Annotated in this window: 22 protein-coding genes and 1 tRNA gene; 3 read left to right on the top strand and 20 right to left on the bottom strand. The window is 63.4% G+C overall.

Translation table 11 applies throughout. The features are described 5' to 3' along the window. Positions 1-12: 12 nt before the first annotated feature. The 17 genes from ACFPN5_RS20010 to ACFPN5_RS19930 form a co-directional block, all read right to left on the bottom strand. The gene (locus ACFPN5_RS20010; protein ID WP_379785553.1) at positions 13-1,524 is read right to left on the bottom strand and encodes an NADH-quinone oxidoreductase subunit M; all 1,512 of its coding nucleotides are present in this window, start codon (positions 1,522-1,524) and stop codon (positions 13-15) included. A gap of 22 nt (positions 1,525-1,546) precedes the next feature. After that, complete coding sequence (gene nuoL, locus ACFPN5_RS20005) at positions 1,547-3,664, bottom strand: NADH-quinone oxidoreductase subunit L (protein WP_379785552.1); 2,118 nt, start codon at positions 3,662-3,664, stop codon at positions 1,547-1,549. A 40-nt stretch (positions 3,665-3,704) separates the two neighbouring features. After that, positions 3,705-4,013, bottom strand: a complete 309-nt coding sequence (gene nuoK / locus ACFPN5_RS20000) for an NADH-quinone oxidoreductase subunit NuoK (RefSeq protein WP_379785551.1) — start codon at positions 4,011-4,013, stop codon at positions 3,705-3,707. Beyond that, positions 4,010-4,660, bottom strand: coding sequence for an NADH-quinone oxidoreductase subunit J (locus ACFPN5_RS19995; protein ID WP_379785550.1), 651 nt, complete (start codon positions 4,658-4,660; stop codon positions 4,010-4,012). Before ACFPN5_RS19995 ends, nuoK begins: the two co-directional genes overlap by 4 nt. Before the next feature lie 23 nt (positions 4,661-4,683). Further along, a complete protein-coding gene (nuoI, locus tag ACFPN5_RS19990; RefSeq protein ID WP_290423001.1) occupies positions 4,684-5,172 on the bottom strand; it encodes an NADH-quinone oxidoreductase subunit NuoI in 489 nt (162 codons plus the stop codon). Between the two features lie 14 nt (positions 5,173-5,186). Beyond that, the gene (gene nuoH / locus ACFPN5_RS19985; RefSeq protein ID WP_379785549.1) at positions 5,187-6,272 is read right to left on the bottom strand and encodes an NADH-quinone oxidoreductase subunit NuoH; all 1,086 of its coding nucleotides are present in this window, start codon (positions 6,270-6,272) and stop codon (positions 5,187-5,189) included. After that, positions 6,272-8,620, bottom strand: coding sequence for an NADH-quinone oxidoreductase subunit NuoG (nuoG, locus tag ACFPN5_RS19980; RefSeq protein ID WP_379785547.1), 2,349 nt, complete (start codon positions 8,618-8,620; stop codon positions 6,272-6,274). The genes nuoH and nuoG overlap by 1 nt, the downstream gene beginning before the upstream one ends. Positions 8,621-8,641: 21 nt before the next feature. Continuing rightward, positions 8,642-9,937 carry an NADH-quinone oxidoreductase subunit NuoF gene (gene nuoF / locus ACFPN5_RS19975; RefSeq protein ID WP_379785546.1) on the bottom strand — a complete coding sequence of 432 codons (1,296 nt, stop codon included), beginning with the start codon at positions 9,935-9,937 and terminating at the stop codon, positions 8,642-8,644. Continuing rightward, entirely contained in the window at positions 9,934-10,422 is a 489-nt protein-coding gene (nuoE, locus tag ACFPN5_RS19970; RefSeq protein WP_379785545.1) for an NADH-quinone oxidoreductase subunit NuoE, read from the bottom strand. The genes nuoF and nuoE overlap by 4 nt, the downstream gene beginning before the upstream one ends. 21 nt (positions 10,423-10,443) lie before the next feature. Then, positions 10,444-11,697 (bottom strand): NADH-quinone oxidoreductase subunit D, encoded by a 1,254-nt coding sequence (locus ACFPN5_RS19965; protein WP_379785544.1) that lies wholly within the window; start codon positions 11,695-11,697, stop codon positions 10,444-10,446. Next, complete coding sequence (locus ACFPN5_RS19960) at positions 11,697-12,290, bottom strand: NADH-quinone oxidoreductase subunit C (protein ID WP_379785543.1); 594 nt, start codon at positions 12,288-12,290, stop codon at positions 11,697-11,699. Before ACFPN5_RS19960 ends, ACFPN5_RS19965 begins: the two co-directional genes overlap by 1 nt. Before the next feature lie 17 nt (positions 12,291-12,307). Next, positions 12,308-12,787 (bottom strand): NuoB/complex I 20 kDa subunit family protein, encoded by a 480-nt coding sequence (locus ACFPN5_RS19955; RefSeq protein WP_056333529.1) that lies wholly within the window; start codon positions 12,785-12,787, stop codon positions 12,308-12,310. 3 nt (positions 12,788-12,790) lie between these two features. Next, positions 12,791-13,150 carry an NADH-quinone oxidoreductase subunit A gene (locus ACFPN5_RS19950; protein ID WP_136218549.1) on the bottom strand — a complete coding sequence of 120 codons (360 nt, stop codon included), beginning with the start codon at positions 13,148-13,150 and terminating at the stop codon, positions 12,791-12,793. 173 nt (positions 13,151-13,323) lie between these two features. Then, positions 13,324-13,408 (bottom strand) — tRNA-Leu (locus ACFPN5_RS19945). Positions 13,409-13,777: 369 nt separating this feature from the next. Beyond that, a complete protein-coding gene (gene secG, locus ACFPN5_RS19940; protein ID WP_379785542.1) occupies positions 13,778-14,254 on the bottom strand; it encodes a preprotein translocase subunit SecG in 477 nt (158 codons plus the stop codon). A 65-nt stretch (positions 14,255-14,319) separates the two neighbouring features. After that, a complete protein-coding gene (gene tpiA, locus ACFPN5_RS19935) occupies positions 14,320-15,075 on the bottom strand; it encodes a triose-phosphate isomerase (RefSeq protein WP_379785541.1) in 756 nt (251 codons plus the stop codon). A gap of 206 nt (positions 15,076-15,281) precedes the next feature. Beyond that, the gene (locus ACFPN5_RS19930) at positions 15,282-16,262 is read right to left on the bottom strand and encodes an NAD(P)H-quinone oxidoreductase (protein WP_379785540.1); all 981 of its coding nucleotides are present in this window, start codon (positions 16,260-16,262) and stop codon (positions 15,282-15,284) included. 271 nt (positions 16,263-16,533) lie between these two features. On the opposite strand from ACFPN5_RS19930, the gene ACFPN5_RS19925 reads away from it, so the two are divergent. Further along, the gene (locus ACFPN5_RS19925; RefSeq protein WP_379785539.1) at positions 16,534-17,889 is read left to right on the top strand and encodes an SGNH/GDSL hydrolase family protein; all 1,356 of its coding nucleotides are present in this window, start codon (positions 16,534-16,536) and stop codon (positions 17,887-17,889) included. Between the two features lie 79 nt (positions 17,890-17,968). On the opposite strand, the gene ACFPN5_RS19920 is transcribed toward ACFPN5_RS19925, so the two are convergent. From ACFPN5_RS19920 to ACFPN5_RS19910, 3 genes are read right to left on the bottom strand one after another with little or no spacing between them, the layout of a single operon-like run. Continuing rightward, positions 17,969-18,295 (bottom strand): hypothetical protein, encoded by a 327-nt coding sequence (locus tag ACFPN5_RS19920; RefSeq protein WP_379785538.1) that lies wholly within the window; start codon positions 18,293-18,295, stop codon positions 17,969-17,971. Between the two features lie 21 nt (positions 18,296-18,316). After that, positions 18,317-18,925, bottom strand: coding sequence for a tetratricopeptide repeat protein (locus tag ACFPN5_RS19915; RefSeq protein ID WP_379785537.1), 609 nt, complete (start codon positions 18,923-18,925; stop codon positions 18,317-18,319). A 45-nt stretch (positions 18,926-18,970) separates the two neighbouring features. Next, positions 18,971-19,738 (bottom strand): GIN domain-containing protein, encoded by a 768-nt coding sequence (locus tag ACFPN5_RS19910; RefSeq protein ID WP_379785536.1) that lies wholly within the window; start codon positions 19,736-19,738, stop codon positions 18,971-18,973. Between the two features lie 309 nt (positions 19,739-20,047). Between ACFPN5_RS19910 and ACFPN5_RS19905 the strand changes: the two genes are divergently transcribed. Together ACFPN5_RS19905 and ACFPN5_RS19900 are read left to right on the top strand one after the other, a co-directional pair. After that, a complete protein-coding gene (locus tag ACFPN5_RS19905; protein ID WP_379785535.1) occupies positions 20,048-21,433 on the top strand; it encodes a M16 family metallopeptidase in 1,386 nt (461 codons plus the stop codon). 11 nt (positions 21,434-21,444) lie between these two features. Beyond that, positions 21,445-22,878 carry a M16 family metallopeptidase gene (locus tag ACFPN5_RS19900; RefSeq protein ID WP_379785534.1) on the top strand — a complete coding sequence of 478 codons (1,434 nt, stop codon included), beginning with the start codon at positions 21,445-21,447 and terminating at the stop codon, positions 22,876-22,878. Positions 22,879-22,906: the final 28 nt, after the last annotated feature.

Raw genomic sequence — 22,906 nt, 5'->3', positions numbered from 1 at the left:
CGTCTATTTCAATTATTGAGGCAGCTGCGGCAGCTTGCTGACGGACACATGTTGCAGCAGGTCGGCCACGGAGGTCTGCAGGGTCTCGGCAAACGGCGCCGGGTACAGGCCCATGTACAGCGTGGCGATGGCCAGCACGGACAGGATGCCGAATTCGCGCTTGTTCAGGTCGGTCAGCGCGGCCACGTGCTTGTTGCCGATCGCACCGAAGATCACGCGCTTGACCATCCACAGAGAGTAGGCGGCGCCCAGGATCAGTGCGGTGGCAGCCAAGAGGCCCGTCCAGAAGTTGAACTGCACGGCGCCCAGGATGACCATGAATTCGCCGATGAAGCCCGAGGTGGCGGGCAGGCCGGCGTTGGCCATCGAGAACAGCACGGCAAAGGCGGCGAACTTCGGCATCGTGTTCACCACGCCGCCGTAGTCGGCGATTTCACGCGAGTGAACGCGGTCGTAGAGCACGCCGATGCAGAGGAACATCGCGCCCGACACGAAGCCGTGCGAGATCGACTGCATGATACCGCCCTGCACGCCCATGTCGTTGAAGATGAAAAAGCCGAGCGTGACGAAGCCCATGTGGGCGATCGACGAGTAGGCAACCAGTTTCTTCATGTCCTTCTGGACCAGTGCGACGAGGCCGATGTAGATCACGGCGATCAGCGACAGCACGATGACGGCCGGGGCCAGGTAATGCGAGGCGTCCGGGGTGATCGGCAGCGAGAAACGCAGGAAACCGTAGGCGCCCAGCTTCAGCATGATCGCGGCCAGCACGACGGAGCCGCCGGTTGGCGCTTCGACGTGGGCGTCCGGCAGCCAGGTGTGCACCGGCCACATCGGCACCTTCACGGCGAAGGCCATGAAGAAAGCGATGAAGATCAGGATCTGCTCGCGCATGGTCAGCGCCTGCACGTGCCACTTCTGGATGTCGAAGGTGCCCGAGACGTTGTACAGGTAGATGATCGCGATCAGCGTCAGCAGCGAGCCGAAGAACGTGTACAGGAAGAACTTGAATGCCGCGTACACGCGGTTCGGGCCGCCGAACACGCCGATGATGATGAACATCGGGATCAGCGTCGCTTCGAAGAAGAAGTAGAACAGCACGCCGTCGAGTGCCGCGAACACGCCGATCATCAGGCCGGACAGGATCAGGAAGGAACCCATGTACTGCCCCACGCGGTCCTGGATGACTTCCCAGGCCGACAGGATGACGATGACCGTGATGAACGCGGTCAGCGGGATGAACCACAGCGACAGGCCATCGACACCGAGACGGTAGAAGATGTTGAAGCGCTCGATCCACGGCGCCACTTCATAGAACTGCATGCCGTGGGCGGCGTTGTCGAAGTTCATGATCAGCGGGATCGTCGGCAGGAAGCTGACGACACCGCCGGCCAGCGCCAGCAGGCGCGTGAAGCCGCGGTTGGCATCGCGCCCGACGGCGAGCACCAGCACGCCGAACAGGACCGGGAGCCAGATCGCCAGGCTCAGGTAGGGAGGAAATGTAGAGATCGTAGACTGCATCATTTGTCTTTTTCTTTGCCTGTGATTAGCGCCAGAACGGGAAGAAGTACAGCAGGGTCGCCATGACGCCCACGATCATCACGAACGCGTAGTGATAGATGTACCCGGTCTGGAAGGTACGGGTGATGGTCGAGAACCAGCCGATCATCTTCGCGCTGCCGTTGACCATCAGGCCATCGATCAGCCCACGGTCGCCCACCCGCCACAGCCCGTTGCCGACGCCGCGTGCGCCGCCGGCGAAGACTGCCTGGTTGAACGCGTCCATGTAGTACTTGTTGTCGAGCAGCGTGTGCAGGAACTTGAACTTGTTGTAGAACCAGGCCGGGACACGCGGGTTGACCATGTAGCAGTAGTAGGCCGCGACCACGCCGGCCAGTGCCAGCCAGAACGGTGCCGTCTGCAGGCCATGCAGGGCCATCGCGCCCGCGCCGTGGAAGTTCTCGGTCAGGGTGCGCATCGCGGTATGGTTTTCGCCGACGAAGATCACGTCCTTGAAGAAGTCGCCGTGCAGCATCGGGCCGATCGCCAGGTAACCGATGATGACCGACGGGATCGCCAGCAGGATCAGCGGCAGGGTCACGACCCATGGCGACTCGTGCGGCTTCTGGCCCGGGGCCAGGCCGTGGTGGCCATGTGCGTCTTCCTCTTCGTGGTGCGCGTCCGAATCGTGCAGGGCGTGCGGGTCGCCATGACCATGGCCTGCAGCGACGGCCTGCTTGTGGTCGTCGTGCGCGTGGCTGTGGTCGTCATGCGCGTGGGCTTTACCGAAACGCTCTTCCCCATGGAACACCATGAAATACATGCGGAACGAGTAGAACGCGGTCACGAACACGCCAGCCAGCACGGCGAAGTTGGCAAAGCCGGCGCCCGGGATGTTCGAGGCGTGCACCGCTTCGATGATCGAGTCCTTCGAGTAGAAGCCCGAGAAGAACGGGGTACCGATCAGGGCAAGCGAGCCCAGCAGCGAGGTGATCCAGGTGATCGGCATGTACTTGCGCAGGCCGCCCATGTTGCGCATGTCCTGGTCGTGGTGCATGCCGATGATGACCGAACCGGCGCCCAGGAACAGCAGTGCCTTGAAGAACGCGTGGGTCATCAGGTGGAACACGGCGACCGAGTAGGCCGACGCGCCCAGCGCGACGGTCATGTAGCCGAGCTGTGACAGGGTCGAGTAAGCGACGACGCGCTTGATGTCGTTCTGGATGATGCCGAGGAAGCCCATGAACAGCGCGGTGATCGAGCCGATGACGATGACGAAGGACAGTGCGCCGTCCGACAGTTCGAACAGCGGCGACATGCGCGCCACCATGAAGATGCCGGCGGTAACCATCGTTGCGGCGTGGATCAGTGCCGAGATCGGGGTCGGGCCTTCCATCGAGTCCGGCAGCCAGACGTGCAGCGGGAACTGCGCCGACTTGCCCATCGCGCCGATGAACAGGCAGATGCAGGCGGCGGTCAGCAGCGGCCAGCCGATGCCGGCGACCGTCATGCCGGCCAGCTTGTCCGCTTGCGCAAACGTTTCGCCGTAGTGCATCGTGCCCGAGGCGGCCAGCAGCAGGCCGATACCCAGGATGAAGCCGAAGTCGCCGACGCGGTTGACCAGGAAGGCCTTCATGTTGGCGAAGATCGCGGTCGGACGGGTGTACCAGAAACCGATCAGGAGGTAGGAGACCAGGCCCACTGCTTCCCAGCCGAAGAACAGCTGCAGGAAGTTGTTGGACATGACCAGCATCAGCATCGAGAACGTAAACAGCGAGATGTACGAGAAGAAGCGGTTATAGCCTTCGTCCTCGGCCATGTAGCCGATCGTGTAGATGTGGACCATCAGCGAAACCGACGTGACCACGCACATCATCATTGCCGACAGGGTGTCGATCTGGAAGCCGACCGCCAGTTTGACGGTACCGACCTGCATCCAGGTGTAGATGTCCTGGTTGAAGCTGGCGCCATCGAGCACCGCCATCAGGGTCTGCACCGAGATGATCAGGGCGATCAGGACGCCGAGGATGGTTGCCGTGTGGGAGACCTTGCGGCCGACCACGTTACCCAGGAACTTGGTACCCAGCAGGCCGGCGATTGCCGATCCTGCCAGCGGCGCCAGCGGCACCGCAAGTAAGAGTGAGGAAGAGAGTTGCCCCGCCATGTTGAACCTTAATCGTTATTGTTTATCGTGCCGAGACCGGTCAGCCCTTGAGGCTGTCGAGGTCTTCCACATTGATCGTGTCCAGGTTGCGGAACAGGACCACCAGGATCGCCAGGCCGATCGCCGATTCGGCGGCCGCGACGGTCAGGATGAAGAACACGAAGATCTGCCCTGCCGCATCGCCCAGGTAATGCGAGAAGGCGATGAAGTTCAGGTTCACTGCCAGCAGCATCAGTTCGATGGCCATCAGCAGGATGATGATGTTCTTCCGGTTCAGGAAAATACCGATGACCGAGATCGCGAACAGGATCGCGCCCAGGACCAGGTAGTGTGCGAGCGATAAAGTCATGGGGCCTCCTTGGTTTCCTGGGCACCGGCAGTCGCATTGGCGTCATGGCCGGCAGCGCTTGCCGATTGCATCTTGACGATGCGCAGGCGGTCGTTACGCTTGACGCGCACGGCCGCTGCCGGGTCGATTGCCTTGCTGTCGCTGCGGCGGCGCAGGGTCAGCGCGACGGCGGCGATGATCGCCACCAGCAGGATCACGGCGGCAATCTCGAAGCCGTAGATGTATTTCGTGTAGATCAGCAGACCCAGTTCCTTCGTGCCGCCGATGTTCAGCGCAGCCGCTTCCGCCGTCTGGGCGAAACCGCCGTAGCTGTTGTACAGCACCAGGGCCATTTCGATGACGATCACGGCGCCGATCAGCAAGGCCATCGGCAGGTAACCCCAGAAGCCTTCGCGCATGCGGTCGACATTAATGTCGAGCATCATCACGACGAACAGGAACAGCACCATGACGGCGCCGACATAGACCAGCACCAGCACGATGGCAAGGAACTCGGCCTTCAGCAGCAGCCAGATGCCGGCCGCGTTGAAGAACGCGAGCACCAGGAACAGCGCGGCGTGCACCGGGTTCTTGGCGGTAATGACGCGCAGCGCGGACAGCACCATGACGGCCGCGAACACGTAGAACAGAACAGTTGTGAATTGCATGACTTAACCGGGCCTTTTTCTTATCAACGGTACTTCGCGTCGGCCGCACGGGCTGCAGCAATGTCGGCTTCGTAACGGTCGCCCACGGCCAGCAGCATCTCTTTCGTGTAGTAGAGATCGCCCCGCTTTTCGCCGTGGTATTCCAGCACGTGGGTCTCGACGATCGAGTCGACCGGGCAGGACTCTTCGCAGAAGCCGCAGAAGATGCACTTGGTCAGGTCGATGTCGTAGCGCGTGGTGCGGCGGGTGCCGTCTTCGCGCTGCGCCGATTCGATCGTGATCGCCATGGCCGGGCACACTGCTTCGCACAGCTTGCAGGCGATGCAGCGCTCTTCCCCGTTCGGGTAGCGGCGCAGCGCGTGCAGGCCGCGGAAGCGGTTCGACATCGGCGTCTTCTCTTCCGGGTACTGCACGGTTATCTTGCGCGACAAGGCGTAGCGGCCCGTCAGGGCCAGCCCCTTGAACAGCTCGGTCAGCATCAGGCTGCCGAGGATTTCTTTAATTCGGTTCATTTGAATGCGCTTCCTTACTTCCAGATATTCCAGGACGTCTGCATGACGCCGGCGACCAGCACCAGCCAGACCAGCGTGATTGGAATGAACACTTTCCAGCCGAGGCGCATGATCTGGTCATAGCGGTAACGCGGGAAGGTGCCGCGGACCCAGATCATCAAGGACACCAGCAGGAACATCTTCAGGAACAACCAGAAGAAGCCGCCGAAGGCGCCGCCGAATTCCAGGAACGAGAACGGTGCGTGCCAGCCACCCAGGAACATGATCGAGGCCAGCGTGGCGATCAGGATCATGTTGGCGTATTCGGCCAGCATGAACATCGCATACGACATGCCCGAGTACTCGACCATGTGGCCGGCGACGATCTCCGACTCGCCTTCCACCACGTCGAACGGGTGGCGATTGCACTCTGCCAGGCCGGACACGAAGTAGATGACGAACAGCGGGAACAGCGGCAGCCAGTTCCACGAGAGGAAAGTCAAGCCATTGCTGGCGGCCATGCCGACGGCCTGGCCGGCGACGATGTCCGAGAAGTTCAAACTGCCCGAGACCATCAGCACGACGACCATTGCAAAACCCATCGGGATTTCATAGGAAATCATCTGGGCCGAGGCGCGCATGGCGCCCATGAAGGCGTACTTCGAGTTCGACGACCAGCCGGCGATGATGATGCCGTACACCTCGACCGAGGTGATCGCCAGCAGCAGCAGCAAACCTGCGTTGACGTTGGCCAGCGCCGCGTCCGGGCCGAAAGGCACGACCGACCAGGCGGCCAGCGCCGGCATGATCGTCATGATCGGGCCCAGCACGAACAGCTTGGTCGTCGCTTTCGTCGGGATCACGATTTCCTTGAACAGCAGCTTCAAGGCGTCGGCGATCGGCTGCAGCAGGCCCAGTGGACCTACGCGGTTCGGGCCGACGCGGATCTGGATCCAGCCGATGAGTTTGCGTTCCCACAGCGTCGCGTAGGCGACCAGGCCCATCAGCGGCAGCAGCACGCACAGGATCTTGATCACGGTCCAGACCACTGGCCAGACCGGCGCGATCGGGCTGGCTGCGCCGAACTCGTAGAAACTATCGATATAACCGGGCGTTGCCATTATTTGCCCTCCCCTGCTTTTTCAACGTTGATGGATCCAAACATCGACCCGAGGCTTGCGGTTGCCGGATGCGCGGCAGCCACACGCACGACGTTCGCCGGCAGGCGGGCGTCGATCTCGGCGACCAGCAGCGCGCTGCCGTTGCCTTGCGTGACCTTGACCACGTCGCCAGCTTTCACACCCAGGCGCTCGGCCAGGGCTTTCGGCAGGCGCGCCAGCGGCTGCTGGCCGTCGGCCGTACGCAGCAGCGGCTCGGAACGGCGCGCGATGGCGTCGGCGAAATAGATCGGCACGTCGGCGAGGCGTTGAATTGATTCGTGCAGCGAGCCCGACTCTTCCGAACGCGGCGCTGCGGTCGGGGCCAGCTTGGCCACGTTGTTCAGCTTGCCCGACAGGTCGGTCACGCCCTTGCCCAGCGCTTCGTCGCGGATCGATTCGGCGGTGTCGAAATCAAAACCTTGCAGGCCCAGCAGGTTGCCGAGCACGCGCAGCACTTTCCAGGCCGGACGGGTTTCGCCGAGCGGCTTGACGGTGCCGTTGAAGCTCTGTGCACGGCCTTCGCAGTTCACGAAAGTACCGGCGGTTTCGGTGAACGGCGAGATCGGCAGCAGCACGTCGGCGTACTCGAAGCCATGCTTGAACGGCGACATGGCGACGACCATTTCGGCGCCGGCCAGCGCGGCGACGGCCTGCTGCGGGTTTGCTGCGTCCAGTTCCGGCTCAGCGTTAAGCAACACATAAGCTTTTTTCGGTACGCTGAACAGGTCGCGATTCGAGGTTGCGCCGACCAGGTAGCCGCCAACGGTGTTCGCCGCTTCCACGAAGGAGCCGAACTTGGCGCCGACCGCTTCGGCGATCCACTGCGCAGCGGCGTGGATCTGCGAGGCGTGCGGGTGGTGCGCGGCTGCGTTACCCAGCAGCACGGCGCCCGGCAGTTCCGCACCGGTCGCGACCAGCGAAGCGGCGATGGCTTTCGCCACGTCGCCAGCCTGCACGTTCTCGAAACCGCTTGGCGCCGCGATTTCCTTGGCGGCAGCGACAGCCGACACCACCTCCGACAGGACAGCCAGCCAGTCGTTTGGCGCGGCGATCAGCTTGTTGGCGGTCGGGATCAGGTTGTCCTCGTCCGAACCGTGCAGGATCGACAGCTTGGCGCCGCCCTTCACTGCCGTGCGCAGGCGGGTTGCGGCTAGCGGATGGTCCTTGCGCAGGAACGAACCGATGACGAACGCACGCTTGAGGTTCGACAGTTCGGCAATCGGCATGCCCAGCCATGGCGTGACGCTGCCATCCAGGGCGAAATCGGTCTGGCGCAGGCGGAAGTCGACGTTGTTCACGCCAAAGCCGCGCATCGCCTTGTTCAGCAGGTGCAGTTCTTCCACGGTCGAGTGGGCGGTCGCAACGGCAGCAATGCTGTCGGCGCCATGCTCGTGGCGGATGTTGCGCAGGCCGTGGGCGACGTACTCCAGCGCGGTCTGCCAGTCGGTTTCCTGCCACTGACCGCCCTGCTTGATCATCGGGTTGATCAGGCGGTCGGCATTGTCCAGCGCTTCGTACGAGAAGCGGTCCTTGTCCGACAGCCAGCACTCGTTGATGTTCTCGTTCTCGAGCGGCAGCACGCGCATGACTTTACCGCCCTTGACCTGGACGATCAGGTTGGTGCCGAGCGAGTCGTGCGGGGAGATCGACTTGCGGCGCTGCAGTTCCCACGGACGGGCCGAGTAGCGGAACGGCTTGCTGGTCAGCGCGCCGACCGGGCACAGGTCGATCATGTTGCCCGACACTTCCGAGTCGACGGTCTTGCCGACAAAGGTCGTGATTTCAGAGTGCTCGCCGCGGCCTACCATGCCGAACTCCATCACGCCGGCCACTTCCTGGCCGAAACGCACGCAACGGGTGCACTGGATGCAGCGCGCCATTTCTTCCATCGAGATCAGCGGGCCGGCCTCTTTCGGGGCGACCACACGCTTTTCTTCGTTGTAGCGCGAATTGCTTTTACCGTAACCGACGGCCAGATCCTGCAACTGGCATTCGCCGCCCTGGTCGCAGATCGGGCAATCGAGCGGGTGGTTAATCAGCAGGAACTCCATCACCGACTTCTGGGCCTGCACGGCCTTGTCGCTGTGGGTGCGCACGATCATGCCCGGCGACACTGGCGTGGCGCAGGCAGGCATCGGCTTCGGTGCCTTTTCGACTTCGACCAGGCACATGCGGCAGTTGGCTGCAATCGACAATTTCTTGTGATAGCAGAAGTGCGGGATATAGGTCCCGAGTTTGTTTGCGGCGTCCATCACCATGGAACCTGGTGCGACTTCGACTTTCTTGCCGTCTAATTCAATTTCAACCATTTGATCGTTACCTGACCTGGCTTAAAGGTATGTGGGCACAGCGCATTGCTTGTGCTCGATGTGATGAATGAACTCTTCGCGGAAGTTCTTGATCATGGCTTCCACCGGCATCGCGGCGGCTTCGCCGAGTGCGCAGATGGTGCGGCCCTTGATGTTGAACGCCACGTTGTTCAGCAGCTCGATGTCTTCCGGACGGCCCTGGCCGTTCTCGATGCGGTGGACCATGCGGTACAGCCAGCCGGTGCCTTCACGGCACGGCGTGCACTGGCCGCAGGATTCTTCGTAGTAGAAGTAGGACAGGCGCAGCAGCGACTTGACCATGCAGCGCGTCTCGTCCATGACGATCACGGCGCCGGAACCGAGCATCGATCCCGCTTTCGCGATCGAGTCGTAGTCCATGTCGGTTTCCATCATGACTTCGCCACGGATCACCGGTGCGGACGAGCCGCCAGGAATCACGGCCTTGATCTTCTTGCCGCCGCGCATGCCGCCGGCCAGCTCGAGCAGCTTGGCGAACGGCGTGCCCAGCGGAATCTCGTAGTTGCCCGGACGCTCGACGTCGCCCGAGATCGAGAAGATCTTGGTGCCGCCGTTGTTCGGCTTGCCCATGCCCATGTAGTTCTCGGGGCCGACGTTCATGATGAACGGGACAGCTGCAAAGGTCTCCGTGTTGTTGATCGTCGTTGGCTTGCCGTACAGGCCGAACGAGGCCGGGAACGGCGGCTTGAAGCGCGGCTGTCCCTTCTTGCCTTCGAGCGACTCCAGCAGTGCGGTTTCTTCGCCGCAGATGTAGGCACCGTAACCGTGGGCGGCATGCAGCTGGAAATTGAATTCCGAGCCCATGATCTTATCGCCCAAGAAGCCGGCGGCACGCGCCTCTTCCAGCGCTTCTTCGAAACGCAGGTATTCCTGGAAGATTTCGCCGTGGATGTAGTTGTAGCCCACGGTGATGCCCATCGCGTAGGCGCCGATGGCCATGCCTTCGATCAGTGCATGCGGGTTGTAGCGAATGATGTCGCGGTCCTTGAACGTACCCGGCTCGCCTTCGTCGGTGTTGCAAACGAGGTATTTCTGGCCAGGGAACTGGCGCGGCATGAAGCTCCACTTCAGGCCGGTCGGGAAACCGGCGCCACCGCGGCCGCGCAGGCCCGAGGCCTTCAGGTCGGCAATGACCTGTTCCTGGGTAACGCCACCTTCGAGGATACGGCGCAGGGCCGAATAGCCGCCGCGCTTGACGTAATCTTCCAGGTGCCAGTTCTCGCCGTTCAGATCCTTCAGGATCAGCGGATTGATATGACGGTCGTGCAGGCTGGTCATTGCTTTACTTCCTTCAGTTCATCCACCAGGGCATCGATTTTCTCGTTGCTCATGAACGAGCACATGCGGTGGTTATTCACCAGCATGACAGGCGCATCGCCGCATGCGCCCATGCACTCGCCTTCCATGACGGTGAATTGGCCATCTTCGGTGGTGCTGCGGAACTCGATGCCGAGTTTTTCTTTCAGGTGGTGCGCGGCGCGCTCGCCACCCGACAATGCGCACGGCAGGTTGGTGCACACGGTGATCTTGTGCTTGCCGACCGGGCGGATGTTGTACATGTTGTAGAAGGTCGCCACTTCTTGCACGGCAATGGCCGGCATGCCGATGTAGTCGGCGACTTCCTGCATGGTCTCGGGCGACAGCCAGCCCAGTTCGACCTGGGCATGCGCCAGCGCCGCCATCACGGCGCTCTGGCGCTGGTCGGCCGGGTACTTGGCCAGTTCGCGGTCGATTTTTTGATAGCACTGCTCTGATAACAACATAATCTTTTCTGCCTTTCGGACTTATCGGTCAATGGAGCCGAAAACGATGTCTTGGGTACCGATGATCGTGACGGCGTCGGCGATCATGTGACCGCGCGCCATCTCGTCCAGGCTCTGCAGGTGGGCATAGTCCGGGGTACGGATCTTCAGGCGGTATGGCTTGTTGGCGCCGTCGGAGACGATGTAGATGCCGAATTCGCCCTTCGGGTGTTCGATCGCGGCATAGGCCTCGCCCGGCGGGACGTGGAAGCCTTCGGTGAACAGCTTGAAGTGGTGAATCAGCGATTCCATGTTCGACTTCATCTCTTCGCGCGCAGGCGGCACGATCTTGTGATTGTCGATCATCACCGGGCCCTGGTTTGCGCGCAGCCAGGTGACGCACTGCTTGATGATGCGGTTCGACTGGCGCATTTCTTCCATGCGCACCAGGTAGCGGTCGTAGGAGTCGCCATTGGTGCCGACCGGGATATCGAAGTCGAGCTTGTCGTACACGGCGTAAGGCTGCGTCTTGCGCAGGTCCCACTCGACGCCGGAGCCGCGCAGCATGGCGCCGGTGAAGCCCATCGCCTTTGCGTCTTCCGGCGACACCACGCCGATGCCGACCGTGCGCTGCTTCCAGATACGGTTATCGGTCAGCAGGGTTTCGTATTCGTCGACGTAACCATCGAAACGCTTGGTGAAGGCCTCGATGAAGTCGAGCACCGAACCCTGGCGGTCTTCGTTGAGCTGGGCGATCGCCTTCTTGCTACGGATGATCGACTCCTTGTGCTGCGGCATGCGGTCCGGCAGGTCGCGGTACACGCCGCCGGGGCGGTAGTAGGCCGCGTGCATGCGCGCGCCCGAGACCGCCTCGTAGACGTCGAACAGGTCTTCGCGGTCGCGAAACGCGTACAGGAAGGGGCCCATGGCGCCGATGTCGAGCGCGTGCGCGCCCAGCCACATCAGGTGGTTCAGGAGGCGCGTGATTTCGTCGAACATGACGCGGATGTACTGGGCACGGACCGGCGCTTCGATACCGAGCAGGCGCTCGATGGCCAGCACATAACCGTGCTCGTTGCACATCATCGACACGTAGTCGAGGCGGTCCATGTACGGCACCGACTGCAGGTAAGTACGCGTTTCGGCCAGCTTCTCGGTGCCGCGGTGCAGCAGGCCGATGTGCGGGTCGGCGCGCTGGATCACTTCGCCGTCGAGTTCCAGCACGAGGCGCAGCACGCCGTGCGCTGCCGGGTGCTGCGGACCAAAGTTCAGGGTGTAATTCTTAAGCTCAGCCATTATTTCATCCCGTAGGTTTCTTCGCGGATCACGCGCGGAATGTTTTCACGCGGCTCGATCGTCACGGGTTGGTAGATCACGCGCTTCTGCTCGGGGTCGTAGCGCATTTCGACATAGCCCGAGATCGGGAAGTCCTTGCGGAACGGGTGGCCGATGAAGCCGTAGTCGGTCAGGATGCGGCGCAGGTCGCCGTGACCGTCGAACAGGATGCCGTACAGGTCGAACGCCTCGCGCTCGTACCAGTTGGCGGCGCGCCAGATCGGCGTGATCGACTGCACGATCGGCATCTCGTCGTCCGGGCAGAAGGTGCGCACGCGTACGCGCCAGTTGTTCGCCAGCGACAGCAAATGAACGACCACCGCGAAACGCGGGCCGTCGTAGGTGCCTTCGCCGTATTCGGAATAGTCGACGCCGCACAGGTCGATCATTTCTTCGAATGCGAGCGACGGGTCGTCACGCAGGGTCTGCATGGCCTGCGCGTAGTCGGCGGCCTTGACCACCACGGTCACTTCGCCGAGCGCGGCGGTGACAGCGGCGCCCTCGCCCAGTGCTTTTTCCAGGGCGAGCTGGAGGACTTCGAGTTTTGTCGTCATGGTGAATCCGGCAGTTGTTAACGCGCGATGGTGTTGGTGCGCTTGATCTTGTTCTGCAGCTGCATGATTCCGTACAGCAGAGCTTCTGCCGTCGGCGGGCAGCCCGGCACGTAGACGTCGACCGGCACGATGCGGTCGCAGCCGCGCACCACCGAGTACGAGTAGTGGTAGTAGCCACCGCCATTGGCGCAGGAACCCATCGAGATGACCCAGCGCGGCTCGGCCATCTGGTCGTAGACCTTGCGCAGCGCCGGCGCCATCTTGTTGCACAGGGTGCCGGCGACGATCATCACGTCGGACTGGCGTGGCGACGGGCGGAACACAATGCCGAAGCGGTCGAGGTCATAGCGGGCTGCGCCCACATGCATCATCTCGACCGCGCAACAGGCCAGGCCAAACGTCATCGGGAACATCGATCCCGTGCGTGCCCAGTTGATCAGCTTATCGGCTGTGGTGGTAATGAAACCTTCGTTTAAGACGCCTTCATGAATAGCCATGGCTTATTCCCAATCAAGGGCACCTTTCTTCCAGATGTACCAGAACCCAACGACGAACTCGGCGATAAACACCATCATCGTGACGAAGCCGGTCCAGCCCAGCTCGCGCATGGAGACGCCCCATGGGAAGAAGAATGCCGTTTCCAGATCAAACAAAATAAAGAGAATCGCGACCAGGTAGTACCGGACGTCGAATTTCATGCGCGCATCTTCGAATGCTTCGAAGCCGCACTCGTAGGGAGAGAGTTTTGCCGCGTCCGGACGTTGCGGTCCGAGCAGATACCCGAGCACCTGGGGTGCGACGCCGACACCGACGCCAATCAGGATAAAGAGAAGAACGGGGAAATAATTTTCGAGGTTCACGATGGAGCCTATTTGAACGATCGGTTAATGAAACCACTGCATGCCTGCAGCGCCGTATCGCGCAATCCTGGCCTCGTACTTGCCACCAGGACCGTACGACTGATCCTCGTGAAAAAGCCAGCTTAGGCATGAGAGCAATTGCTCGTTTGCCCTTGCTGGCTTTTTCTATATCTTGGTGCCGACGGCGAGACTCGAACTCGCACAGCTTGCGCCACTACCCCCTCAAGATAGCGTGTCTACCAATTTCACCACGTCGGCTGGAGACCAGTATTCTACCCTGCTTTAGCACCTTTTTTCAATGCACAAATTGAGGCATCGCAAGGAAAAACAGAATATTTCTCAAACTTTTGATCGTTGCGTGTTTGAAAACACGGCGAAAGAGGCTTGAGCACCCAGCAAGCGCCCTGGTGGGTAGCGCTGCCGGTGGGAGATTAGTCCAGTGGACTGCTCTCCCTGCGGTCCTGGGACCGCAACTACGAGGTACTGCTGCGGCCTTGCAGCCGCTTTGCTGCCATTACTGCTGGTGCATCAGGGCGTCAGCCCAAACGATACCACCACCCTACCCTGTTACCTGCGCGGTCGACGAAACCCGGCCGGGCCGGATTCCGCGAACGACTGAAACGATCATTACTGCTGCGTAGCCGGTGCTGCCGGTGCCGGAGCACTTGGCGCCGGCGCGACAGGCGCAGGCGCCGGTGCAGCAGGCACGGTCTGCGCAGGCGCAGCCGGCACACCAGCCGTCGGCGCAGGCACGTCGGTCGTCGGCGTGGTGCCAGGCACGACAGGAGCAGCATTTGCCGGCACGCCATTCGCAGGAGCCGCCATGCGCTCCATCACGCCGCCGCTCGGTGCGGCGTCGCCGCTACGGGTGCTGCCCATGTACGCCAGCGACAGGGTCGACGCGAAGAAGATGGCCGCGGCAACCGCGGTCGACTTCGACAGGAAGTTCGACGAACCGCTCGCGCCGAACAGGCTGCCCGACGCGCCGGAGCCGAAAGCGGCACCCATATCGGCACCCTTGCCGTGCTGCAGCAGCACCAGGGCGATGATGGCCAGCGCGGAGATGACCTGCACGACAATCACAAAATTGGACAACACGTTCATTACAGTTCCATTCCAAGTTTAACTACGTTGCAAATTCTTTTCAGACGGCGCACTGGAGGCCAAATTCAAGCTGCAGCAATGATCGCCAGGAAGTCCGCCGCCTTCAGCGCGGCGCCACCGATCAGCCCGCCGTCGATGTCGCCCTGCGCCATCAATTCCAGCGCGTTGTCCGGCTTCATGCTGCCGCCGTACAGGATGGCGACCTTCTCTGCCGCCTGCGCACTACGCTCGCGCAGCTGGCCGCGCAACTGCGCGTGCACTTCCTGGGCCATGACCGGGGTCGCCGTCTTGCCGGTGCCGATCGCCCAGACCGGCTCGTAGGCCACCACGATACGCTCGATGGCAGCATCGTCAAGCAGCTCCAGCACCGCAGTCAGCTGGCGAGTCACCACGGCATTCGTCTGGCCCGCTTCGCGCTCATCCAAGGTTTCGCCGACGCACACGATCGGGATCAGGCCCGCGCCCAGTGCCGCCTGCGCCTTCTGCGCCACCAACTGGTCGCTCTCACCATGGTAGGCGCGGCGCTCGGAGTGGCCGACAATCACGTAGCGGCAACCGAAGTCCGCCAGCATCGAGGCTGCGACTTCACCCGTATAGGCGCCGCTCGCGTGCTTCGAAACATCCTGCCCGCCCCAGGCGAGCTGGGTGCCCGTCAGCGTATCGGCACATTGCTGCAGGTAGGGCGCCGGCACGCAGACGGCGCAGGCCGCCTTGGCAGCATCGAGCCCAGCGACTCCGGCGACAATGCCAGCGAGCAGCGTCGCGTTATTCGCGCGGCTGCCATTCATCTTCCAGTTACCTACGACGAGTTTGGGACGCATATTACCCCACAGTCAAATAACCCGCTATTCTAGCCGCCGTTCCGGGGACGGTCAAACAATGGCTGAGCGAGCGTGTTAGAAAGACGTCAATGGATGTTCCGCTTGGAGCGCGTAACAACGCCCTCAGGGCAAGGCGCGTCGTCGAAGACAGTACGCTAGTACGGCGAGACGATGCAACGCAGCAATGGGAGTGTTGTTTCGCGCTCTCACACCACCTGCAACACAATCTTCCCCACATGCGTGCTGCTCTCCATCAGCGCATGCGCCTGCGCCGCTTCCTCCAGCGGAAACACCTTGTAGATGACCGGTTTGATGCGCCCCTGCTCGATCAGCGGCCACACCCGCTCGCGCAAGTTGCGCGCAATCGCCGCCTTGAACGGCACCGGCCGCGGCCGCAAGGTCGACCCGCTGATCGTCAGGCGGCGCCGCAATACCTGGCCGAGGTCGATATTCGCCTTCGCACCACCCACGAGGGCAATGAGCGCGATGCGTCCGTCGTCGGCCAGGCAGGCGATCTCGCGCGCCACGTAGTCGCCGGCGACCATGTCGAGCACGACATCGACGCCGCGCCCGTTCGTCAGGGTTTTGACGACCTCGACAAAATCCTCGTCACGATAATTGATCCCGCGCTCGGCCCCGAGTTCCTCGCAGGCCAGGCATTTTTCATCGCTGCCGGCGGTGGCGAAGACGCGATGCCCGAGCGCGCTTGCCAGCTGGATCGCGGTGACGCCGATGCCCGAGGTCCCGCCCTGCACCAGCAGCGTCTCGCCCTCAAGCAGGCCGGCCCGGTCGAACACGTTCGTCCAGACCGTGAAGAAGGTCTCCGGCAGCGACGCCGCCTCGACCGCGCTCAATCCCTGCGGCATGGGCAGGCACTGCGCCACGGGTGCCGCGCAATACTCGGCATAGCCGCCGCCCTGCACCAGCGCGCAGACCATGTCGCCCTTCACAAAGCCGCTGTCGCCAAGGTCGCCATCGACAATCTCGCCCGCCACCTCCAGCCCCGGCAGGTCGGACGCACCCGGCGGCACCGGATAGTGCCCGAGGCGCTGCAAGACGTCCGGCCGGTTGATCCCCGCCGCATGCACGCGAATAAGCACTTCGCCGGCTTTCAGCCCGGGCAGCGGCCGCTCGCAGACCTGGAGCACGTCGGGCTTGCCCGGCTGGGTGATTTCGATTGCGCGCATGGTGAGGTCTCCCATTAAGAAAAGGGCAATTGTACGCCAGCCCTTCCTTCTCGATTTGTTGCTGTCCGGCGAATATATTTCCTATTTGTATGTCCGTACGCAAACAAATTCTTCGATGCATGAGCTTTCTGGCGAACGCTAGAGCTAGCGCAACGAACTCATCCGGAACTATCTTGTTCGTCCCATGCTCGCCGCATAAATTGAAGGACCCGAGCTCAGCCACACGGGGCCGACTCTCAACCCGACCTTCAACCATCGAAGGAGCACGATCATGCACGTGATTTCGCCTGCCCTGTTCGACCTCGCGCGCCGCACCATGGCCGCCTTCCGCCGGCCGAGCCCGGCCAACCGGCCGCGCCGCACCATGCTGCTCGCCAGCGCCGCCATTACCGTGGCCCTCGCCCTGCCCGGCCAGCCCACCCAGGCCCAGAACTGGAGCACCGAACGCTGGACCGGGACCTGGGGCACGGCGCCGGCCGGGCCGCCTTTGCCGGCCAACGTGCAGACCTTCACCGACCAGACGCTGCGCCTGATCGTGCACACCAGCATCGGCGGCAACCGCGTGCGCATCCGCGTGTCGAACGAGTTCGGCACCACCCCGCTGAGGATTGGCGCGGCCCGCATCGGCGTGCGCGGCATGGGCGCCGAAGTCGCGCCTGGCACCGACCGCGTGCTCACTTTCAGCGGCAACCCGTCGATCACGATTCCCGCCGGCGCGCCGGTGCTGTCCGACCCGGTCGAACTGAACGTGCCGGCGCTGGGCGACCTGGCGATCAGCCTCTACCTGCCCGGCACGGTGCAGGCGACCACGATCCACAACACGGCCCTGCAGACCAATTACGTGTCGCTGCCCGGCGACTTCACGGCGTCCGCCACCCTGCCCGTGCAGCGCACGATCACGAACTGGCCCTTCCTGACCGAAGTCGACGTCGACAGCGCGGGCCCGGCCATCGTGGCGATGGGTGACTCGATCACCGACGGCACCCGCAGCACGGTCGACACCAACAACCGCTGGCCCGACTGGCTGGCGCGCCGCCTGCAGACCGTGCGCGACCCGGTGCTGGGCCTGAACGCCCGCCTGGGCGTGGTGAACCGCGGCATCAGCGGCAACCGCCTGCTCTCGGACTCGCCGAACCCGCTGGCCGGGCGCTCGATCCTGGAGCGTTTCGATCGCGACGTGCTGGCCACCGCCGGCGTGCGCTACATGACCTTGATGATCGGCATTAACGACATCGGCAACAGCCCGAACGAGAACCCGATTCCGGCCGCGGACCTGATCGCCGGCTACCGCCAGGTGATCGCGCGCGCCCATGCCAAGGGAATCGCCATCTTCGGCGCGACGCTCACGCCTTTCGAGGGTGCCGGCTACTACTCGCCGCAGAAGGAATTGGTGCGCCAGGCGGTGAACAACTGGATCCGTTCGAGCGACGAGTTCGACGGCGTGATCGACTTCGACCTCGCCACCCGCGACCCTGCCCGCCCAAGCCGCTTCCTGCCGGCCTATGACAGCGGCGACCACCTGCACCCGAGCGACCTGGGCTACCAGGCGATGGGCAATGCTGTGCCGTTGACGCTGTTCCGGTCGCTGGGGGCAGCGGCGGCGGTCAAGCCGGCGGCACAGAAATAAACAGCCAGACGAAGGTGCCCCACGCTGCACTGCCGACGCACCGGCGGTGCAGCGCGGCGCCGACAGCACGACCGCAGGCTTATCCGGCCAGTAGCGGCTGCAGCAGACGCCACCCGTAGATTGCCGTGAAGGCCAGGCCGATGCAAGACAGGATGGCGAAGACGCCGTAGCCAATGCGCAGCAGCGACAGCGACTGATGTGCCGTCGCCTGGTCCACCGAGCGTGCCAGCCTGTTGTTCCACAGGCAGTTGCCGACCAGCTCGCCTGCCAGCTGCACGGGCAAGGCCAGCAAAAAGACCGCCATCCATTGGGCCGGCGTCGATGGCAGGTCAGGCCATGAAAACACGACGAACACCAGTCCGAGCAAGATGGACAAGCCCAGGTAGACGGTCAGGATTCTGATCACGTTCCGCATCGTCGCATTTCTCTATCCCCCGCCCGTCCTCGACTGCGTCGGCAGGCTTGTCCCCACCTTCCAGGTGCGCGACAGCGCCTGCGCTTCCTCGATCTGCGCCTGCGTCATCTGCCTGGCGATCGCCGCGCGCTGGCCCACCGCGTTGTGGTTGCCGTTGGCCGCGGCCAGGTTCCACAGCATATAGGCAATCACCGGGTCGCCCGGCACCCCGGCTACCTGGTAGCGGTACATCAGGCCGAGCGCGTGCTGCGCCTCGCCGTGGCCCTGCTCGGCCGCGCGGCGGAACCAGGTGACGGCGTGCTTCTGGTCCTGGGGCACGGCGTTACCGGTGTAGTACATCGCCCCGACCACGTACTGGGCGTCGGCCTTGCCCTGCTGCGCCGCCTTCAAGTGCCAGGTGAAGGCTTGTTTGTAGTCGCGCGCGACGCCGCGGCCCATGTAATACATCAGGCCCAGCAAGTGCTGGGCTTCGGCATGGCCGGCGCGCGCCAGGGGCGCGACTTCCTTCAATGCCTGCGCGTAGTTGCGCGCGTTGTAGGCGCTCGCTCCTTCGGGGAAGCCTGCCAGCGCCGTGCCGTGCAGGCCAAGGGCCAGCAGGATCGCTACGGTAAGTTTTTTCATTGTCTCGTGCGTGGAACCAGACTCTTTCCTATCCTCGTGCGACGATTATTTCCAGCTCACTTTGCCCAGCCCGTCGACGCTCACCTTGCGGCTCAGGGGTTTACCGAAGACTGTGACCGAGCCCATGCCCGACAGGTTCAGGTTCGCGCTCTGGTGCGCGGTCACCGTCGCGTTGCCCAGGCCCGACAATTCGAGCGTCACGCTATCGGCGGCAAAGGCCTGGGCATCGAGCCCGCCCAGCCCGCCCAGCTCGGCCTTCAGCCACTTGCTGCGCCCGCTGAGCGTCACGTAGCCGGCGCCCTGCAGGTCGAGGTTGATGCCTTCGCTGTTCACTCCTGCCAGCTTCATGCTGCCCACGCCGCCGAGGCTGGCGCTGATCAGGCGGTAGTGCACGTTCACGTTCATCGACCCGGCGCCGTCGAGCGACAACTCGAGCTCGTCGCCGCGGAAACCCGTGATCTCGGTCGTGCCCACGCTCTCGGAACTGACTTCGCGCAGGTTCGGCAGCACCATCTCGGCGCGTACCGGGCTGTGGCGCTGCATGCGTACGCCCTGCATGTCGCTGCCGATGACGACGGTGTCGCCGCTCTGCTGCGCCGTCATCCTCGCGACCCAGCGCGGATCGCCCGAGAGGACCAGCGAAGCCGGGCTGCCCTGGCGCAGCCGCAGGTCGACCACGCCGTCGATCTTCACGCGCACCACGCGCGCGTCGAGCGGCCGGGTTTCGCTCGTGCTCTCCGGCGCCGCCGTCGCCAGGCGCAGGGGCGCCAGCATGCAGAAGGCTGCCAGGGCGAGCCTGAAATAATGGGTCATGCGCTGTTCTCCGTGTTTCTCTGCTTCTATTGAATGTTACTCGACAATTCTTATACAGCTGGCTAATCGTTTTGCCAATGCTGCCACTATAGCCAGCCGCCTGGCGTCGCCGGTGCGGATTGCGACAGACTGCAGAATCCGCGCCCCAGACGACGGATTCGCCCCGGATTTGCTTTCCGTTACGTCAACATACATACACGAAAAAAGTTACTTTCTAACATGCTGTTGCGCTAAGATGAATTGCTCCGTGCCCTGCCGGCACGGCTGTTTTCCATCGACTCAGCCCTATATTTGAGGTCATCAATGCGCATGCGCCAACTTCCCGTCCTGCTGGCCGGGCTCAGCCTGTCGGTCTCTGCTTTCGCAGCGTCCAGCGACAGGTGGGACCTGCCGGTCCATACCAAGAAACTCGACAACGGCCTGACCGTGATCGTCACCCCGGACCCCAGCTCGCCGACCGTCGGCGTCTCGGTCGTGTACCACGTCGGCATGCGCCTCGAGCCGAAGAACCGCACCGGTTTCGCCCACCTGTTCGAGCACCTGATGTTCCAGGGCACGCCGAACGCCCCGAAGGGCGTATTCGACAAGACGATCACCGGCGGCGGCGGCCGCAACAACGGTTCGACCCGCGCCGACTTCACCAACTACATCGAGACCGCACCGGTGTCCTCGCTCGAGCCGATCCTGTGGCTGGAAGCGGACCGCATGAAGACCCTCGACTTCAGCGCCGCGACCCTGAAGAACCAGCAGGACGTGGTCAAGGAAGAGATCCGCGTCAACGTGAAGAACCAGCCCTACGGCGGCTTCATGTGGATCGACATCGGCCAGCATGCGTTCCAGAAGTGGGAAAACAACCACGACGGCTACGGCAGCTTCGAAGACCTCGAAGGCGCCAGCCTGGAAGACGTGCGCGCCTTCCACCGCGACTACTACGGCCCGAACAATGCGGTGCTGGCCATTGCCGGCGACGTCACCCCGGCCCAGGGCTTCGCACTGGCGCAGAAATACTTCGGCGCGATCCCAGCGCGCCCGGTGCCGAAAGGCGGCGACTTTTCCGAACCGCTGAACAAGGTCGAAAAGCGCATCGAGCAGAGCGACGCCCTGGCCCAGGTGCCGGCGCTGGCCGCGGCCTGGAAGATGCCGGACCGCGGCAGCCGCGACCAGGCGCCGATGGCCGTGCTGGGCGAGCTGCTGGCCGGCGGTGACGCATCAAGCCTGTACCAGGGTCTCGTAAAGGGCCGCGAGCTTGCGCTGAATGTGGACGTGCTCTTCGGCCTGACCAGCCCATGGGAATTCGACGGCCCGACCCTGTTCACCGTGTACTCCATGTACAAGCCGACCACCAACGCCGACGCCATCCTGGGCGCCATGGACGAGGAAATCGCGAAGATCGTCAAGAACGGCGTCGACGACGCGACCCTCAAGCGCGTGAAAACGCGCATGCTGGCCGACTGGAACAACGGTCTGGAGAGCTTCATCAGCCGCGCCGACACCCTGGCGCGCCTGCAGACCCTGTGGGGCGACGCCAACGTCGTCAACAAGATCCCAGGCTGGATCGAAAGCGTGACCTCCGCCGACATCCAGCGCGCGGCGTCGACCTACCTGGTCAAGACCAACCGCACCGTCATTGACCGCAAGCCCGTCGCCAAGCCGGCGGTTGCGGCTGCAACGCCGCCTGCCGGCGCACAAAAATAAGGAGCGCATCGATGAAAAAACTGATGCTGACACTGGCCGTTTCGATGGCCTTCGCCCCTGGCGCTTTCGCAGCCGAGGCACCTGCGACCGCCAAGGCGTCCGGAGCGCCGGACCACGCAATGCCGCCCTACGGCCAGGACAAGCCGATCCCGACGCCGACGATCGTCAAGAAGACCCTCGCCAACGGCATGACCGTCTGGGTCGTGCCGCGCAAGGGCCTGCCGCGCGTGGACTACGTCCTGGCCGTGCGCGGCGCCGGCTACGCGGCCGACGGCCGCGCCAATCCGGGCTTCGCCAGCCTGCTGGCCGGGATGATCAACGAAGGCAGCGCCAAGCGCGACTCGCGCGCCATCGCCGAAGCAGCCCAGGGCATGGGCGGCTCGGTGGCCGCCGGCCCGGCTTCGGACGGCATTTTCGTGCAGGCGAACGCCGTCACCTCGCGCGCGGCCGACATGATGTCGCTGCTGGCGGAAGTGGCGCGCACGCCGAGCTTCCCGGTCAAGGAAGTCGAGCTGGCCAAGGCCAACGCGCTGCAGCAGCTGCGCGCAGCCGAGGCGACGCCGCGCTTCCGCGCCGAGCGTGCGATCAGCCAGGCCGTGTACGGCGAGCACCCGTACGGCCACACCCAGCCGACGGCCGAAGCGATCAGCGCGGTCACGCAGGACATGCTGCGCACCGAGCACGTCAAACGCTTCCGTCCGGACCGCGCGCTGCTGGTAATCACCGGCCCGGTCAAGGAAGCCGAGGCCATGAAGCTGGCCCAGGCCGCCTTTGGCGACTGGAAGGCACAAGGCCCTGCCCTGCCAGAGACCGCACCGCCGGCGCGCGCCGCCAACCCGTCCCGCATCCTGCTGCAGCGTGGCGGCAGCGTGCAGTCGACCATCCGCGTCGGCGGGCCGGGCATTGCCGCCAGCGCCGCCGAGCAGGTGCCGCTGCGCCTGGCCAGCACCATCCTCGGCGGCGGCTTCTCGAGCCGCGTGAACATCAACCTGCGCGAGCAAAAGGGTTATACCTACGGCGCCTCGGCAGGTGCGCGCATGAACCGTGCCGGCGGGGCGATCGTCGGCGGCGCCGATGTGCGTAACGAAGTGACGGGCGCGGCGCTGACCGAGTACCTGAACGAGTACAAGCGTATCGGCAGCGACCTGGTCCCGCCTGACGAAATGACGATGAACAAGCGTTACGTCGCCGGCGGCTACCTGATCAGCAACCAGCTGCAGGGCGCCGTGGCCTCGACGCTCGCCCAGAACTGGCTGATCGGCCTGCCGCCGGAGTTCCTTGGCCAGTACGTCCCGCTGATCCAGAAGGTGACGCCGCAGCAGGTGCGCGACGTGTCGAAGAAGTATTTCGCACCCGAGGCGCAGTCGATCGTCGTGGTCGGCGATCCGGCGGCCGTGGGCGCGCAGCTCAAGCCCTTCGGCGAGTTCAAGGTGGTCGAAAAATAAGGACGGTTTGATCCCTCCGAATGCCCGC

It is taken from the genome of Massilia niabensis (genome assembly GCF_042655085.1).
Classification (GTDB): Bacteria; Pseudomonadota; Gammaproteobacteria; order Burkholderiales; family Burkholderiaceae_D; genus Telluria; species Telluria niabensis.
Note: the sequence above shows the minus strand (reverse complement) of the source record. Positions and strands in the feature narration are given on the sequence as shown.